10 protein-coding genes and 1 riboswitch are annotated in these 17,685 nt (G+C 50.2%); of the genes, 1 reads left to right on the top strand and 9 read right to left on the bottom strand.

The window, feature by feature from the left end:
* Positions 1 to 220 precede the first annotated feature (220 nt).
* Positions 221 to 1,975 (top strand): methyl-accepting chemotaxis protein, encoded by a 1,755-nt coding sequence (locus L6442_RS06870; RefSeq protein ID WP_237100256.1) that lies wholly within the window; start codon positions 221 to 223, stop codon positions 1,973 to 1,975.
* Between the two features lie 141 nt (positions 1,976 to 2,116).
* Here the strand turns inward: L6442_RS06870 and L6442_RS06865 are convergent, their stop codons facing one another.
* The 9 genes from L6442_RS06865 to L6442_RS06825 all read right to left on the bottom strand — a co-directional run bounded on the left by L6442_RS06865 (position 2,117) and on the right by L6442_RS06825 (position 17,272).
* Entirely contained in the window at positions 2,117 to 2,917 is an 801-nt protein-coding gene (locus tag L6442_RS06865) for an ABC transporter ATP-binding protein (protein WP_212977506.1), read from the bottom strand.
* Positions 2,904 to 3,914, bottom strand: coding sequence for an ABC transporter ATP-binding protein (locus tag L6442_RS06860; RefSeq protein WP_212977505.1), 1,011 nt, complete (start codon positions 3,912 to 3,914; stop codon positions 2,904 to 2,906). Before L6442_RS06860 ends, L6442_RS06865 begins: the two co-directional genes overlap by 14 nt.
* Positions 3,915 to 3,918: 4 nt before the next feature.
* Positions 3,919 to 4,755 (bottom strand): ABC transporter permease, encoded by an 837-nt coding sequence (locus tag L6442_RS06855; protein WP_194232676.1) that lies wholly within the window; start codon positions 4,753 to 4,755, stop codon positions 3,919 to 3,921.
* A gap of 1 nt (position 4,756) precedes the next feature.
* Positions 4,757 to 5,767: an ABC transporter permease gene (locus tag L6442_RS06850; protein ID WP_194232677.1), complete on the bottom strand. Its 1,011-nt coding sequence runs from the start codon at positions 5,765 to 5,767 to the stop codon at positions 4,757 to 4,759.
* 143 nt (positions 5,768 to 5,910) lie between these two features.
* A complete protein-coding gene (locus L6442_RS06845; protein WP_212977504.1) occupies positions 5,911 to 7,752 on the bottom strand; it encodes an ABC transporter substrate-binding protein in 1,842 nt (613 codons plus the stop codon).
* 942 nt (positions 7,753 to 8,694) lie between these two features.
* Positions 8,695 to 9,654, bottom strand: coding sequence for a DMT family transporter (locus tag L6442_RS06840; RefSeq protein WP_212977680.1), 960 nt, complete (start codon positions 9,652 to 9,654; stop codon positions 8,695 to 8,697).
* Between the two features lie 129 nt (positions 9,655 to 9,783).
* Positions 9,784 to 9,943: riboswitch (FMN riboswitch) on the bottom strand.
* 168 nt (positions 9,944 to 10,111) lie between these two features.
* Positions 10,112 to 11,128 (bottom strand): S-layer homology domain-containing protein, encoded by a 1,017-nt coding sequence (locus L6442_RS06835; RefSeq protein ID WP_212977503.1) that lies wholly within the window; start codon positions 11,126 to 11,128, stop codon positions 10,112 to 10,114.
* Between the two features lie 149 nt (positions 11,129 to 11,277).
* The gene (locus L6442_RS06830) at positions 11,278 to 14,931 is read right to left on the bottom strand and encodes a DUF6359 domain-containing protein (protein ID WP_373871794.1); all 3,654 of its coding nucleotides are present in this window, start codon (positions 14,929 to 14,931) and stop codon (positions 11,278 to 11,280) included.
* Positions 14,932 to 15,223: 292 nt separating this feature from the next.
* Positions 15,224 to 17,272 (bottom strand): bifunctional 2',3'-cyclic-nucleotide 2'-phosphodiesterase/3'-nucleotidase, encoded by a 2,049-nt coding sequence (locus tag L6442_RS06825; RefSeq protein ID WP_237100255.1) that lies wholly within the window; start codon positions 17,270 to 17,272, stop codon positions 15,224 to 15,226.
* Positions 17,273 to 17,685 lie beyond the last annotated feature (413 nt).

The following is a 17,685-nucleotide window of genomic DNA, read 5'->3' as shown; positions in this document are numbered from 1 at the left end:
CATATTACGACATTTAACCCATTTCTTAAGCTGAATAAAATAAAATTAATATCGAACTTTGTCGATAAAGATAATAAGAGTACTTCTCCTTGCAGTCTGCAAGTATAAAGTGCTTCGCAACCCAATCTTCATAAATAAATAGGGCAAGGAGGCAACCAACCTAATAAGAAGTGGAATAGGCTTTGCAAGATTGAAAGAAAAGATTACAGGGGGATGAAAGGTGAAACCGGATAAGACAACCAGATTGGCTTCATTTTTTCGATTTAAGAATTTAAAAACAGCGATAAAAATTTATATTTTGGTCGGAATCAGCTTATTGCTTATGGCTAGCAGTTCTATCTTCTCGTATATTTCCATCCATCAGATCAATCAAAGCAGCAATACGATCTATCATCACAATCTTCAAGCTATAATCTGGCTGAAACAGATTCAGGTGAACAACCGCTCCATGGACACCGCTATTTTTGAATCCATGATGGACTTGGCAGCAGAAAATTATACAAATATTGTAGAACGCATCAAAAGCTTTGAAGTGGATAACGACAAATTATTGCAAAACTATGCAGCCATCATCACAAATAATAAAGAAAAAGAATTGTTCAACAAATACATGGAATTGGTAAAACCTTACCGGCAGCATCTAGAGGCCGTAGAAGCCCTTGCGGCACAAAATAAAAACGATGAAGCCTACGCCCTCTATAACGACAAGATAAGAGGAATACGGTTGAATCTGCAAAATCTGCTCACCGAACTGGTTGAGTGGAATCAGGAGCTGGCCCAGAAGGAAGTGGACGACGCGGCCGCCATGGCCCAGAGTTCACTGATGCGAAACATCATCTTAGGCACGATATCGGTATTGACCAGTCTGATTGTGGGATTGATCACGATCAAAGCGATCGTCAATCCATTGAAGGACATGCAGCGGTTGATGATGAAAGCGGAGCAAGGAGATCTTACCGAGCGCGGGACTTACGAGTCGAAGGATGAAATCGGCACGTTAACGAAAGATTTCAATCAAATGATCGACGGCATATCCACAATCATGAGCACGGTCAACAAGCAAGCCCAGGTTTTATATGAAAACTCAAACCTCGTGGCCGACCATGTAAAAGAAACCGCGGCCGCCTCCGAGCAAATTGCCGCTTCCATGGAGCAGGTGGCAGCCGGTTCCAGAGATCAAAAGACCGCCTCCAAGGAAAATGCGGTTGCGCTCGAAGAATTGGCTAATGGCATCGAAGTCATTGTAGATAAAGCAACCACCGCAACCGAGCTGTCAAGTCATTCCTCCAATACGGCTCAGCAAGGAAGCATCATTTTGGACAAGGCCGTAAAACAAATGAAGGCTATTTATGAATCGGTAAAATTGACGGGCGAAGACATGAAACAGTTAAATGAAAGCTCCGAACAAGTCGGGCAAATCTCCGACGTGATTGCCGAAATCGCCAACCAGACCAACCTGCTTTCCCTGAACGCTTCCATTGAAGCGGCCAGAGCGGGAGAGAGCGGCAGAGGATTCACCGTTGTTGCTGCAGAGGTGCGCAAATTGGCTGAGCAAACCGGAGATTACGCGAATCGGATCGCAAACTTGATCAAGGAAGTTCAAAGCCGTATGCAGCAAACGACCAGATCCGTGGAGCTGGTGCAAAATGACGTTTTATCGGGAATGGAAATCGTCGATAAAGCCGGCGAAACTTTCGAAACCATTGTGGAATCGGTGCAAAAGGTTACCTTCGAAATGCAGGAAACCTCGGCATCAACCGAAGAAATGTCGGCGGGAACGGAAGAGATTTCCGCGTCTACGGAGGAAATGGCTTCGATCGCCGAAGAAGCGTCGGAAGCTGTGCAGAAGGTTCTAGCGGCCTCCGAAACCCAGCTCGCTTCCGTTCAGACGATTTCTGCTTCAACGGAGGAGTTAAGAGCGTTGTCCAGAGATTTGCAATCCATCGTAAAACAATTCAGACTCCGCGAACAATAGAGACCGCGACAAAGAAGCCGCCCGGGATACTCAACCGGAAGCGGCTTTTTTGCCTGCCTTTAAAACTCTGTTGCTCCCCCGTTTACCAAACTAACTATGTTATCTATCGTCGTCACTTCAAACGTCTGAAGCCAGTGCGCCTCATCCCAAATCCCAGGCTGAATGGATTTTGGGCACGTCGTTGATCAGCTGGCGGGTATAGGCGTGCTGCGGATTCAGTATGATCTCTTCCGCCGGGCCCCTCTCGACAATTTCCCCCTTTTCCATAATATATATTGTATCGCTCACATAATAAGCCAGCCCTACGTCATGCGTAATGAAGACAATCGTCATGTCGTTTTCGTCCCTTAACTTCAGCAGCATATCGAGAATCGTCGACCGCGAGCAGGCATCCACCATCGAGGTTGGTTCGTCGGCAATCAGCACCTTCGGATGCAGCATAAAAATCCGCGCGATCATCAGCCGCTGCATCTGCCCTCCGGATAGTTCAAACGGATATTTATTGTGCAGTTCTTCAAATTTGAGATTTACGAAGGAACAAGCCTCACGCATTTTCAGGGACCGCTCCTCCTTGCTCAGCTTTAACCCCTGCAGCCTGATACAATCCATCAGCAGCTTTTCCACCCGGTAAAAAAGATTAAAGGACGAAAACGGATCCTGAAAAATAGCCTGGATATCTTTCCAATACCGTTTGCGGTCGCTATGTGTCTTCAGTCGCCTTGGTTGTCCCTTGTATTCGATGCTCCCGCCCGACTCCTTAAGCAGGCCCATTATCATTTTAGCCAGCGTCGTTTTGCCGCTGCCGCTCTCACCTACAATCGAAATGATTTCCCCTTTATGAAAATCAAAATCCACGGCGTCAACGGCGGTTGTTTTTTGGCTGCCGATCCCGAACTCCTTGGTCAGGCCCCTGCCGCGAATCAAAGGCTCACGACTGCTCATTGGCATACCACCCCTTCAACGTCCCCGGATCGAAATGGCACCGGTACAGATTGCTCCCGTTCGCATGCACAGGCACCTTGCCGACTTTGCATTTATCGCGCGCATACGAACAGCGTTCCGCAAAACGGCAGCCCGGCGGCACCTGCTTCAAATTCGGCGGGGCGCCGGGAATGGCCGCCAGCTTCTGTCCTTTCATGCCTTCTTCCGGCACCAGAATCGAACCCATCAATTTTTTCGTATAAGGATGGACCGGATCAAAAATCATCTGCGCCGCCGTGCCCCGTTCGACAATTTCGCCTGCGTACATCACCATAATTTCGTCCGTGACATGGTACAAAAGCGGCAGCTCATGCGTGATAAAAACAAGCGACCGGATATACTTTTTGTTCAGCAGATCCTTGAGCAGCTTGATGACCGCCTTTTGCGAGGTGACATCCAGCGCGGAGGTGGGCTCATCGGCAATAAGCACTTTCGGATTCAAGATGGTGGAAATGGCGATGACGGTCCGCTGCTTCATCCCGCCCGACAGTTCATTCGGATACGATTTTAGTACCTTTTCAGGCAAATTGAGCGTCTTAAATCGTTCGGCCGCCAGCTCCCATACCTGCTTTTTCGTAAGCTCCGGACGGTGCTCCTTCATGATGTCCTCGAGAAACCGGATGATCCGCAGCGTCGGATTCAGCGCATTCATCGCCGCCTGCGGGATATACGCGATTTCTCTCCCGGAAACCTTGGAGCGCAGCTGCTCCTTGCTCAGCTTCATGATGTCGCTGCCGGAAATGCGGATGGAGCCGCTCCCGTAATGCAAAGGCGGAAAATAGAAGCCCATCAGGCTGAGCGCCAACGTCGACTTGCCGCATCCCGACTCGCCGGCGATGCCGAGCGTTTTTCCTTCCTCCAGCTCAAAATCGACGCCGTCCACCGCAAATACCTTTTCTTTGAGCCGGGTTTTGTAGTAGGTTTTCAGGCCGCTGACTTCCAAAATATTCATGCCCATCACCTCAGCTCCTTATCTTCGGATTAAAGATTTCATCCATGCCCGTATTCATCATATACAAGGAAAATGTGATCAGCGCAATGGACAAAGCCGCAGGAATAAACGCCCACCAGGCTCCGGCCACCGGCGCTTCAAACACCAATGCCCAGTTCATGATGATGCCAAGCGAAATCGTATTGTACGGGCCCAGGCCTAACATGGAAATCGACGCCTCCGATAAAATACCTGACGCTGTTTGCAGTACGAAGGCCATAACGACATAAGACGCGATGTAAGGAAGGATTTCGAACAAAATGATTTTGGGTGTGCTGTGGCCCGAAATTTTGGCGATCTGAACATGGTCCCGGTTCCGGAGCGAGGTGGTCTGCGCCCTCACGGCCCTTGCGGTCCAAGGCCAGCTGGTGATGCCGATGATGATCGCCGTCACAAGCGAGCTGCGCGAGTTGATGCTGACCGAGATGAGAATCAGGATGACAAAGGACGGAATGACGATAAAAATATTGGTAACAGCCGTCAAAATATTGTCGATCATGCCGCCGATATAACCGGAGGCAAGACCCATGATAAGGCCAATGATCGTGGCGAACACCCCGGCAATGAGTCCGACCCGGATCGAAGTTTGTATGCCGTACATCAATTCCAGAAACAGATCGCGGCCGAAATTATCCGAGCCAAGCCATAAGTTCGCATCCGGCGGCTGGAAAGCCAAAGCGATCATCTCCAACGGATCCTTACGGTTGATTTGCGGGTAGATCAGCACCAGAGCGAGCATCAGCAGAAACAAAACGGCACCGATCATGAACTTCGGCGATTTCAGAAGAATAGCGAAGGAATTTTTCATCTCACTCTTCCTCCATTTGCGCGGCTTTAATTCTCGGATCAATCAGGCCGTAAATCATATCGATCGTGAAATTGGCCAGAAGTACGGTGACGGCGATCAGCAGCGTGCAGCCGGAGATGAGCGGATAATCCAGCTGGCGGATGGCCGTGAACATCCATGTGCCAAGCCCCGGATAGCTAAACACGATTTCACAGATCAGCGAACCGCCTACCATCGTTCCGATGGAGAGGGCCAGTCCGGTGATTTGGGGCAGCATTGCATTGCGGAACACATACCTGGCAATCTTCGCGTCACGGATGCCAAGCAGCTTTGCATACAAGACGTAATCGGCGTTCAGCTCGTAAATGGACATTTCGCGCATCCCGATCGCCTGCCCGCCAATGGTGACCAGCACGATGGACAGAAACGGCAGCGTGTGATGCCGGATAACCGAACCGATAAAATCCAGGCTCAAGCTTGGCACCATTTGAAAATCATAACCTCCCGATAGCGGAAACCAACCAAGCGTAAGGGCAAACAAGTACAGCATAATAATCGCAAGCGTGAAAAATGGAATCGAGTTGATAAACAGCGCCACCGGAAAAATAACCTTATCGAATACGCCCTTTTTGTAGGCAGCCACCGCTCCAAGCAAGTTACCCAGAATCCAACCGACCAAAATCGCAGGGAGCTGCAGCCCGATGGTCCAAGGCACCGCGGACGCCAAAATATCCGTTACTTTTTTCGGATACAACCCAAAGGAAGTACCCAAATCCCCGGTGAACAATTTTTTAATATAAATCAGAAACTGCATGCCGAGCGGCTGGTCGATGCCGAACTCCTTCATAAACGTCTCATAGATGCGCTTGATCGTGTCGCTGTCCGTCATCCCCTTTGACATTTGCGATACGATCAGGCTGACGGGATTGCCTTCAATCATGCGCGGCAGAAAAAAATTCAGCGCAATGGCGATCACGAGCGTCATCAAGTACCAAAACAGCTTTTTGACAAAATATCGCGAATAGGCGTTCAAATGACTCCCCCCTTCGAACTGTCGGCGAATTTGCCCGGATCAAGATGCAGTCAGTGAAAAGAGAGCCCGCATAAGGGGGCGGAAGGATCGCCCCTCCCTCATGCAGGCCGTCAGCAATCAATTCAGCATTTTGCAAAAAAACATCAATTGTGAATTTGGTACAATGCCCGGATACCCGCGCCGTCCATGGCGATTTGCGGCGGAATGTTGCTGCCGTCCCCATCGATAGGGAAACCCTTCCATACGGATTCATTCACGGTATGGAATACCCATGGCCGGTACATCAGCGGCACCGAAGGAATGTCCGTCAGCCAGATTTTCGTCAGTTCGGTGTACAGGGATTTCAACTGCGCTTCATCGGAGATGGCAGGAATTTTGTCAAGGATCTGGTCGGCTTTGTCATTTTTATACCGTCCCCAGTTCCAGAATGCCATTTCGCCGATCTTCGGCACTTGTTTCGAATACATGATGTCATGCGCTCTGCTCCAAGGCTGGCTCGGATTGACTCCGCCGGCAGGCGTGTTCATGATAATGTCGAATTTGCCTGTTTGCAGATCATTGTTCCATACAGGCGCTTCCGGGAATTTGGTGCGGATTTCGATGCCGACGGCTTTGGCGCTTTGCGCCACGATTTCCAGCGCAGCATTCCAGTCGGACCAGCCATAAGGGCATTCCACATCATATGGACCAAGCCGGGTGCCGTTCAGCACGCGGATGCCGTCCTTGCCTTTTGCCGCTCCGATTTTATCCAGCAGTTCATTGGCTGCTTTCACGTCGGTCGTCCACTGCAGCGATTTGATCGCCTCTTTATCCACATATTTCGATTCGGCGTCGGTATTGAGCGTTAGTGATGGTTCCATCGGTGCCGAATAACCGCTCATCGCCAGATCCGAAATCTTTTTGTAATCGATGCTCATGGCAATCGCACGGCGCACATCGGCGTTATCGAGACCTTTTTTGGAGAGATTGAAGAAAATGGAAGGCATGGAGCCAGGCACATAATACGGGGCATCCCTCAGATAGGTTTTGATCGGCGCCCCGCCTTTCCACATATTCCATACCTGCGGAATAAACTGCTGCGACACGTCAACCTGACCGCTCTTGAAAGCCAGGTCGCCGGCTGCGTTATCCTTGTAAATCACATGCGTGATATATTTCGGGGCAGGCAGCTTGCCAAACAGGGATTTGCCCCAGTAGTTATCGTCCCTGACAATCGTGATTTTCTGGTCGTTGTAGTAGTACATTTTGTATGGACCCGTCCCGACCGGATCCGCATTCATTTCCTTACGGATAGCCGTCAGGTCGTTGTTCGCTTTCTTTTCGATCTCTTCCCAAATATGCTTCGGAAGCATCGGAATCAGCTCAATGCTGTCAAGGACCGTCAGCTTATTCGGGTTATCCTTGTTCAGCTTGATGTTGACGGCGTTTGGACCATCGGCCGAGACATCCGAAATATACGTCCAATAATTGCTCCAGTTGATGTCGTATTTTTTGCCGAGCTGATACGTGTACGCGACATCTTCCGAAGTGAACGGCTTGCCGTCGCTCCATTTGGCATCCTTGTTTAGTTCCACATGCAGCGTATCGTCTTTCCATTCATACTTGGTGCCAAGCAGAGGCTCAAGCGCGCCGTCGAGCTCATTGATCATAAAAAGAGTTTCATACACAAGCTCGCGGGAGCTGCCGTAGTTGATCGGAAATGCCGGATTTCCGCTTAAAAGGTTGAAGTTGGTCGGCGCTCCCCACTGCAGTCCGTTGATGTACAGCGTTTCATTTCTTGGCGTTTCTTTCGCATCTCCTTTTGCCGGTTCGGCCGCCGGCTCTTTCGAAGGCTCTGTCTTGGTCCCGCCCTCCGGCGTTTTGTTGTCGCCTTGCGTTTTTGGCGTTTCCGAAGCCGATGGCGGCTGCACGGTTTGGCAACCTGCGATGAGAACCACTGCCATCAATAATGCGATCAGCGGCTTGGAAGCAAGTTTCAGCTTCATGCGAATTCCCCCATTCATCACATTCACAACTCCAATCAAAACGCTTAAAGAAATTCTAAAACGTATTCTGCAAGCGCTTTCTCCTAAAAAATGTATGTCTTCCAGCGTAAAACATGACTGAAATATTTTGTCGATAAATCGATGATTGCGTGTTAAACCAGGGGGGGAATTTAATAATGGGGGGCCAGCCATGAGTTTTATCCGTGTAGGGTCCCTACGTGAGAGAGTGATTTGAGGAAAACGAGAGCTTGAATATAAGGAGAACGCTGCTATTTTGCATCTTTTTTCGCCATGACCCCACTCCGCAACGGGATTGCTGCAAATGAAGTCAATTTCATACTAGATATCGAGTGTTTGAATTATGGTCAGGAAGCTTGCAAAAGTGCAACTATTTTTACGTTCCAGGTATTTATGGTCAGGAAGCTTGCAAAAGTGCAACTTTCCCCTAACTTTTAGGCATAAACAGGCGATTCACGATTAAATTGATGCACTTTCGCAGCAATTTTTCATTTTACGCGATAAAATCCCTGAAAAGGATGCACTTTCGCAACATTTTTACTTTTCATAAGAGTCAACTGTTTGAAAAAGCTTGTGCCCTGAATCAATTTCATAATGAAAAAATAGATGCAGAATCGAAGTTCTCCCAGTATATACACAGCTTATATTTTGCAAAATGCGGGATTTTGCAAAATTCGATTCCACCGCTCCCGGGTACAATATAACTAAACCGTTTCGCTCTATATATTGCTGATTGAAGTCGTTCCTTGGATTTTTACAAAATCCTCTATATTTCAAAAAAGGCCGCTTTCACAGCAGATGAACTGCCATGAAAACAGCCTTATATTTTTGCGAAGCTTTGGCTATATTTGCATAAGCATGAACCTATTTAAGACCAGCTTCAGCGTACTGCGGGCTCTTACACGGTTGTGCCATTTGTATACATTAAGATGCATCTGCACTCCGGCGCGAAATGATGAACAATACGCTCCAAATGAGCATAAATCCGCAGAGCTGGGCAATCGTTACTACCTCACCGGCGATCAGCCAATTCATAAGAACCCCAACCATCGGGAAACTCAGCTCTGCCAGCGTTGCTACCGAAGCTTTCGTCGTAGTCAAACCTTTATAATAAACGAGCAGGCTCAATAGTCCAGGCAGCAACGCCTGCCCCAGCAAATTGATGGATACGGCGGCAAGCGGTCCCGCCGCGGTCGGGAACTGCCAAGGATCACCCTGGTTGATCGTAATGCCGATCAGAAGCGGTAGCGCCAAAATAAATCGCAGGGAAGTTACGGTCGCGTATTCCATTTTGCCGACCATCAAACGCCCCATTACTGTAGAACCGCCCCAGAGGGCCGCGGCGGCCAGGGAGAGCAGACTTCCTACTTTCACAAAATCATTGACATGGCCAAACGGGAACGTAAATCCAAACGTGAGGAGATAAGTGCCCGCCAAAGCCACCATAAGCATCCAGCCGAACTGTTTCGGCAGCTGTTCCTTCAACAGCATGCGTGCCATAAGAATGGCGAAAATCGGCTGAAGTTTTTGCAGCAGCAGAACGGCATTCAAATCCCCGTGGGTGAGGCCTAAAGTAAATAGAATGGTGGCTATTGCCGAGCCGCCCCAGGACAGAAATAGCAGTGCGCCGATATGGCGCAGTTTCAGGCCTTTGATTTCAGATCGATGTTTCCATAAAACCGGCGCGACAAACAACGCGATGATGATATGCTCGAGCAAAACGATCTGCGTCGGCGTAATATGCTCCCTGAGCAAAATAATCCGGAACAGCGGATCCGCTCCCCATAATGCCGCTCCGAGAACTACCAGCCAAAAGCCGGTTCTCGAACGGTCCGCCTGCTTGCCTGTGGAACTTAACTTGAATTTGCTGCTTACGTTTTCCATCTTCTTGATCCCCTTGCCTGAATACGGAGTCAACATTGGAAAACCCCCGCTCATCGACATCAATCGACATAACGGGGGTTGATCAAATAAGCCTGCCGAAATCACAAAAATTTCGCACAAACCTACTTCTTTGATCTTCTCCCATCCGGACTTTACCGTCGGCCCTGGAATCGCACCAGGTCAGTCGCCGCCTTGAGCAAACAAAACAGCGAGTCGCGGGCTTGACGTCCCTCTTATAGCAAGGACGTTCACCGCCGGTCAGGAATTTCACCATACCCCGAAGATCCATATTCATAATTTTAGTATTGGTTAAACAAACTATACCATTAGCTTCACATCGTCGGATGTTAAAGTCATCACAATGGTCACTTACAATAGTATAGCATATATCATAGCTTTCGTGTCGGTTGATTTCAATAAAGATTTTTTTCCACCTTATCCAAAAAATCAATCGAACCTACTGCCGCTGCAGCAAAGCCAAAATAACAACGACCGCTTCCGCGCGTGTTGCATGCTCGCTTGGCGCAAACATGTTGCCGATTCTTCCTTTCATGATTCCTTTTTGCTCCGCCGCTGCGGCATACGGCTTGGCCCAAGCAGGAATCCGATTGTTGTCGGCAAAGCTTGGTTGATCGGAATTTCTCACAGCTTCCGCCGGATTTAGCGAGCGGATGGCCATTGCCGCCATTTCAGCCCGCGTAATCAGTTTGCCTGGCCCAAAGGATCCATTTGCATAGCCGTTCATGATGCCGCGATTGACCGCCGCTTCCACAAAAGGACGCGCCCAGGATGGAATTTGCTGCACATCGGTAAACTTCAGCGGCTGCGAGCTGCCTGAGCTTTCTCCTAAAGCGCGAATCAGCATGGCCGCAAACTCGGTCCGCGTCACTTCTTTGTTCGGCAGAAATGTTCCATTGGCATACCCCGTAACCCAGCCTTGACGCACAGCTTCCTGGATGGAATCTTTGGCCCAGTGCCCCTCGATGTCTTTTAAAGCAACCGTCGTTGAAGTTATGCCGTTATCTATCGAAAGCTCCGCTTTGCCGGCCGCCGCTGCATTCAGTTTGGAATCCACGAGCTTGACGTCATGCACCGAAACGGATGTTGTGCCGCTCCCCAACCTCTTAAATTTGATGGAAGCCAGTTCTTTCGTACCGTTGTCTCCGGCTATTTTGCCGACCTTGGTATGGGCAATGCGGATTTTGCCGTTTTTGACGATCGGATCGACTCCAAAACCGCTTGCCCCTGAAGAGGCGCTTAGATAGACCAGCTTGCCGGGATCATATGAAATGATCAAATCATAAGCGTACAGATCTTTCAGATCATTACCGGTCACAAGCACCGTAATCTCCTGTCCGTTGACAGCCGATTTTAAAGAAATGGAAGATGCCGCTTCGGCAGCAGCCTGCGCTTGTGAAGCAAACCAGATGAAACCCAGCATCAATCCGAATACGGCAGTAATTTTCTTCAGCAAAAGTATCCATCCTTTCAGACTGCAAATCGCAGGAGACAGCCGGATGGCTGCGTCCTGCGATTCGTTCATTTTCAGTATATAAGTTGAAGCAATCAGTTTAAGGATGAAGGCAGCCGGGTGAAATGTTCTTTCGATCGCTGCCCGCTCCCTTATTTGTTATACCAGTCTCCGATAATCATCTGGGCTACGCCTGCCAGTGAGCGGATCGTAATTTCGCCTTCATTGAAGAGGTCAGCGGAAGCTACGCGGCTCCAATTGCTGTCCGTCGATTTGATGCCATAGTATTTGGCGATGATGGACAGGTCTTGGACGGAAATTTTGCCTGCTCCCGGAACAAGCGTGATCAGCTTGGACTTGAAGAGCGAAACGGCGCTGTTCAGCGCAGACACAGCGGCATCCACTTGCGACTGCGAAACGGATGAGCTGTTGTTCACCGATACGGCCGACTGGATTGCGGATTGCAGAGCTGATTTGGCCGCAGCCGGATATTGGCCGATTTTGTCGCCTGCGGCGGCATGATCATAAATATTCTGCGCGGCAGCAATCGCTGCGGTCAAGGCAGACTTATCGGCAGGCACCGATGGGTTCGGAATGACCGAGTTTCTGAAGGTATTCACGGCTTTGGTCAACGCGGCCAGCGCCGAGTTGATCTGCTCCTGAGTGGCTGAAGCATTGTTATAAACAGCATTCGCCGCTTGAATGGCCGCCAGCAGATCCGCTTTGGCCGCAGGCGGGTATTGCCCCGGCTCCGTTCCGGTTACAGCCTGGTCGGCCAGTTTTTGCGCATCCTGGATGGCCGCCAGCAGCGCGGTGCGGTCAGCCGCGGCGATCTGGATGCGAACCGAGGCCGAACCCGTGCCGAGCTCCTGGGAAGAGCCGTCAGAGGATACCGTAAACGAAGCTAAGGATAGATCGGCATAACCGGAGGCGTCGGCTTTCAGCTTGCCATGCAGCTTAAACAGTTCGCCGCCGTCTTTCACCGCATGTTCTTCGCCAGTGCTCGCCATAAGAAGCCGGATCTGTCCGGCATCCGGCTTGACGCCCGCCGCCAGCAGGCTCAATCCGTTTCTGGATGAGGTTACTGCAGTTTCGGCAAGCACCGGATTGCCCTCTTGATTGGTCACCGTATCAAACGTGATTTTGGATGGATCGTACTGAATCGTAACATCCAATGCCGTAAACGGATACGTCAGCTTGCTTACGCCAACCGCCAGATCAACGGGCGCTCCGGCATAAGCCGTGGCAGGACCGGTCAGGGTACCCGTATTGTCTTCTCCTGCAGATGCTGCCGTTACGGTAATGCTAACGTTCAGCGTATCGCTGCCTCCCTTGCCGTCTTCGACCTTAAAAGAAGCCGTGTAGTTTCCTTCCTTTTGCGGCGTCCAGGAGAAGGTTTGCTGCGCAGGGTCGAAGTTCGCCCCGTCCGGAAGCTGAACGGCCGTGTACGCGAGATTGTCCTGATCCGGATCCGCAGCTTGTACTTTAAAAGATAATGCCGAGCCGACCTGCACCGTCTGCGGATCAACGGCAGTAAATACAGGCGGATGATTTTCCGCCTCGGTTCCTGCCGGGCGAATATCGGCGAGTTTCAACAGTTTAAGTTGAAAATTATTTTTAAAGATGGAAGAAATCCCTGTAATATCGACATTTGTCCCTTCCGGGAACGCCGTCTTCAGCGTATCCGCGGAAATCCCCGTGCGGCTGTCAACGCGCACATGATTGGTTATGCTTCCGCTCACCAGATCAAATTCCAGCGAGCCGGATATAGTCGCATAATTCCGTACGGTTGCGTTTTTTAGCGTTATGAGCTGCCCCTGATTACCGGCATTCACCGCGTCTTGAACGATAGGTTTCGGGGCTGGAATGTCGGCCTGGTCGTCAAGCTTGGCCACCTGAACTTCGCTCATCAACTCTACCTCGGAGTTGTATACGGTTTTCTGGGCGGTGATTTTGATTTTGTCGCCGACATGGTATCCCGCAGCTTTGTCAGGGTAGACATAAATACCTGCGGTTCCGTCCTGCAAGTAAAAACCTGATCCGCCGAAGATGCCGGGTTCGGATGTAATGACCCCTTGAACCGTAACGTAGCTGTTATCTGCGGCGGTTCTGGCGCTTGCAATGGTCGTCAGATCCGGGATGGTCACAACCGGGCCATCTTTGCCCGAACCATAGGAACCTGCTTTATACGTGGATGGATCATACCATTTATAACCCGCTGCCGGAGTTGTCCAAGGCTCCGTTCCGGGGATTTCCGCCGATGTGGTCGGTTCCTCGAGGGCACCGAGCAGCGGCGTAGGCGCATCCATCGTAATCCCTTTGTTTTCGAAGGTGGCATAATCCTCATGAACAGCCAGCCATTCTACGGTTTGAACAAGAAATACGCCATTCTGCCCTTCACCCTTGAATCCGTCATAGGTTTTTTTCTTGCTGCCATTGTCCTCGCGGACATAAGCTGGGCTGGCATCTTCAACCGGGGACGAATCGCCGATGAATGCGGCTTTGCCTTTTTCCAGCTTGGAAATGGCTGCGAAAGGCCCTTCGGCAATACCGCCGTTTTGATAAACGCCGCCGTTCGGGAAGTTTTTCTTATCGCTGTTCTCAACGGCGTTATTCCAACCGGGAACATTTTTCGGCAAATACACCACGCCTTTAACTCGTTTCGGATCCAGAATGACAAGCGTCGATCCGCTGTGCATCTCCACATCGTTGACGCCGGCCGTAATGCCAAAAGATTGATCATATTTTACGGCATCCGTCTTGGTCACGTCGCCGATGGAATTGTAGCGGAAACGGACGCCGAAGTTTTGCCCGAGCCAATCCGTGCTGGTCACATCTTTCATGGCGCCGGAAGCCGCTTCTTCCGAAGCCATGCCTTTGGACGGATTTCCGAAAGCTCCGCGGCGGTAGCCGTTCATCACTTCCGAGGAATCCCAGCGGTTCAGGTTCCGGTCGGAGTTATAATGGTCCGAGATGAAGAAAATGCTGCCGCCTTCCTTGACGTACTGCAGCATTGCATCCTGCTCGGAGGTTTTAAAAGGAATATTCGCCTCGCCGATGATAAATACATCATATTGCTTGAGCTTGTCCAACGTAATGGTTGGGGTATCGTAAGACTGGGCATTCATCGGGAGTTTTCTTTCCAGTGCATCCACCTGAAATTTCGCATTCCTCAGGCCGTCCGCAAAATCGGAAAAAGCCCCGTCAATGACCCAATCGGCAGCTCCTGCGGTTTGGGCATGGCTTTGATCGAACAGCACTTTTTTGCCTGTACCGTCCGGAAGGGTGGTAGGAACGCCGATATTTTCACTGCCCGGATCATTCGGATCCGGCGTTCCGCCGCCGTTGCCGGGATCTCCTCCGCCGGATTCGCCCGATATGCTCATCGCAGTCGGATTTTTAACGCCATTCATCCCGCTATAAGCGGTCAGCATGCCTGTCACTTGAAGCTTTTTGCCCAGATTGGACGGGTTGGATTTCAGCCCGATCGCAGGCCGGAAGCTTGCAGATACCTGCACATCGATCAGGTTGCTTTTATTTGTTTCACCGGGAGTATCCGCGATGAGAACGTTCAGGTCATCCTGAAAATTCGAAAAAATAAGCTTGGAATTATACACTTCGCCAACGATGTAACCTTCAACTGTAGCCGTTTCTCCGCTATTGTTCTTGGCGATCGCCTCAGCTACGGTAAGCGCCGGGGCGGCGGCTTGCGCCGGCATGCAGCCAAACACGCTGGATAAAAGCAAAACAAAAGCAAAAAAGAAACCAGCAAGCTTCCGGTTGCGGAACTTCAAATGATTGGCCATATTCATTCCTTCCTTTTCCTCCCCAATTCTTATAAAATCTCAGATCCCCTTAAACATAACATTCCTTTATTATTGCAATTTGCCGAGTCTGTAAAATCTTATCACGCATTCATAAGACCGCCTCCAGCGCTATGGTAGTAGGATTTTATAATAGAAAATAGCGGCTGGATAAGCGCCTTAATCCTTATATTTGTAAAAAAAACGCAGAGGTCTCAAGTCACCGGAGCCTCTGCGTTTCGAGCAAATTTAGGATATGTTAACTATTATAAATATGAAAATGCAATCTATTATGTCAATTTTTGTATTCTTCTGCGCGCTGCAGGACAGCTTTACGGTCGGATAACACTGCCTCGGAAACTTGCCCCATGCCCAGGTCGATACTATAAATGCCGTACCCCTGCTCATTGGTCCGTCCGGTATATGCGATCCGCGGGAAATCCCCGATATATTTCACGGCGGCGGGCGAAGAAAGGAAAGTAACATTCACCGGTTGGTCAATAGGAACGAAACTCCAGTTTTTCTCTATGAGACCGTTAAGATTGCCTTGTTCGGCTATATAATCGATAAGCACCTCACGATTCTCGTCTTCGGTATCCATAATCAATTCCGCTTCGCGGAGACCGGGAAAGTTGCAGCCAAACACGCGATAATTGCTGGTAACCACCATAAATTCCTGTTCCGGATCCACCGGGCTGCCTTGATAACATAGATCGGTAATTCTGCTTGCGCAAGGATGATGCACTGTACCATCCGGTTTGTATTTTGCAGGTTGGGTGACATCCACCCGATAGGTAATGCCGCCGATGACATCGAACTGAAAAACCGCAAACAGCGGATTTAGCAGCGGCTGCTCCGCGCTTGCCGCCGGATCGATCCGGTTGTACAAACCTGCGGCCATTTCAAGCCATTCCTTAATGCCTGCGCCGGTCATTTTGACTCCTTTAATGGTGTTGTCAAACAAGTACAGCTCGGTTGCGTTTTTGATGGCAATGGACCCTGCGGGGATATCCGCGTACTCTTTCGGTCCGTTCCGCCCCGCTTTAAACGGCGATCCGGCGGAAAGAACCGGCAGATGCCGCAAATGGGGAGCGGAAGCAGCCAGCCAGCGCTGGGCATAAGCGATTTGAGCACGGTTGACAAGCTGAACGGAAGCATCCTCATGCACCAGAGAGAAATAGCTGTGCAGAGGCGCCTCGACCCGTCCGATCGGAGCGTTTGCATAAGCAACCGCTTGTTGATGGGGTTCCCGCAGCATTTCCGTTATGTCAGGATCGGGTTGGGCCAGCTCGATTCCCCGTGAGTGGTCGTACACTTCGCGGATCATGGACCGCCCGTGAGCCACCCGCCATCTGCCGTCCTGAAGTTCCAGCGATAAATCGATGATCCCGAGCATCATGCCCCCGTATCCGGCCTGTACGGCAGGCAGCCCATTGATGGTTCCTTTCTTCCAATCCAAACAGGGAAGCGAAGTTCCGTCCGCTGATTTAAAGGCTGAATTTAAAGCGGAAAAATCCGGCGATGGAAACACTCTATGCGTATGGGAGAAGGTTATGGCATCGATATCAGGCACCAGGCTGAGCGGCAGCATGGCATTTTCGGCATCGCGGTCTATCAGGGACACATCCGGATCAAACCCAGTGTGGGCAAGCGCAATCACGACATCCGCCCCCTCCTCTTTCATCCGCGGTACCCATTCCAATGCAGACTGAACCATATCTTGGACTTGCACCTTGCCTTCCAAATGGTTTCGATCCCAATTCAATATTTGCGGAGGCACGAATCCGATCACCCCGATCCGTACTTCATGCGGCGCTCCGGCACTGTCGAAACAGGTTTTGGTCAGAATCACGTATGGTGTATACCGGTTCACCCGTTGGCCGCTGCTGGTCTCCTGTTCATGCATATAAACATTTGCGTTTACATATGGAAAATTGGCGCCAGCGACTACTTTATCCAAATAATCCAGCCCGTAATTGAATTCATGATTGCCAAAAGTTGCCGCATCATATCCCATTGCGTTCATCACCCGGATCGCCGGATGGACAAAGGCTTCCGCTCCAGGCAAAGAAGATGAAGCCGTGCGGACCGCGCATGTCGCCAGCGGCGTCCCCTGTATCAAATCCCCATTATCCACAAGCAGTGTGTTTTCTGCTTCGGCCCTTGCTTGCTGAACCAAGGTGGCAATCCGGACTAACCCAAGCGAAACATCCTGCTCGTCCCGGTAATAGTCGTAATCCATCAGACTCGTATGCACATCGGTCGTCGACAAAATCCTCAGCTTCATGGATGGTTCCGCCTTGCCCTGCATGTCCGCCCGTTGTCTGTTTTGAATGCCGCTCACCGTTACCACTCCCTTATAAATTTCTATCTAAAATGGCTCAACAGAATAATTAGTACCTGACATTGCACGAGTTAGCCGCTGCGGTTACGGATCGTTCTTCAGATCGATTCCGTCCCCTCCGCTATCTTCACCTCTTGTCAAGCACTAATTATGAATTGAGCCTAAAACATCACGCTCATTATACCTCCGGAACGTTAAGCAGGCGTAAAATCCCGCTGCTCTACTTTCTTTCTATAATAATAGGCTGATAATAGGCCGATTTCCCAGCTTCTACCGACATTCGGTTCTGGTTAATTGGCCGCAAATTTTACAAGAAGCCAACAAAAGAAACCCTTTGCGTTAACCCTTGTCTCCGGCGCCTATGTTAAGCTCGTTTCTGTCAGACGGATGTATCTGACCTAAAAAGACAAATT

The organism is Paenibacillus azoreducens (assembly GCF_021654775.1).
Lineage (GTDB): Bacteria > Bacillota > Bacilli > Paenibacillales > Paenibacillaceae > Paenibacillus_AQ > Paenibacillus_AQ azoreducens.
This window is presented reverse-complemented; position numbering and strand designations above follow the sequence as displayed.

Bases quoted from the DNA above. Each gene is read 5' to 3' on its own strand.
- L6442_RS06865 (WP_212977506.1), bottom strand. From the start codon at position 2,917: ATGAGCAGTCGTGAGCCTTTGATTCGCGGCAGGGGCCTGACCAAGGAG.
- L6442_RS06860 (WP_212977505.1), bottom strand. From the start codon at position 3,914: ATGGGCATGAATATTTTGGAAGTCAGCGGCCTGAAAACCTACTACAAA.
- L6442_RS06855 (WP_194232676.1), bottom strand. From the start codon at position 4,755: ATGAAAAATTCCTTCGCTATTCTTCTGAAATCGCCGAAGTTCATGATC.
- L6442_RS06845 (WP_212977504.1), bottom strand. From the start codon at position 7,752: ATGAAGCTGAAACTTGCTTCCAAGCCGCTGATCGCATTATTGATGGCA.
- L6442_RS06840 (WP_212977680.1), bottom strand. From the start codon at position 9,654: ATGGAAAACGTAAGCAGCAAATTCAAGTTAAGTTCCACAGGCAAGCAG.
- L6442_RS06830 (WP_373871794.1), bottom strand. From the start codon at position 14,931: ATGGCCAATCATTTGAAGTTCCGCAACCGGAAGCTTGCTGGTTTCTTT.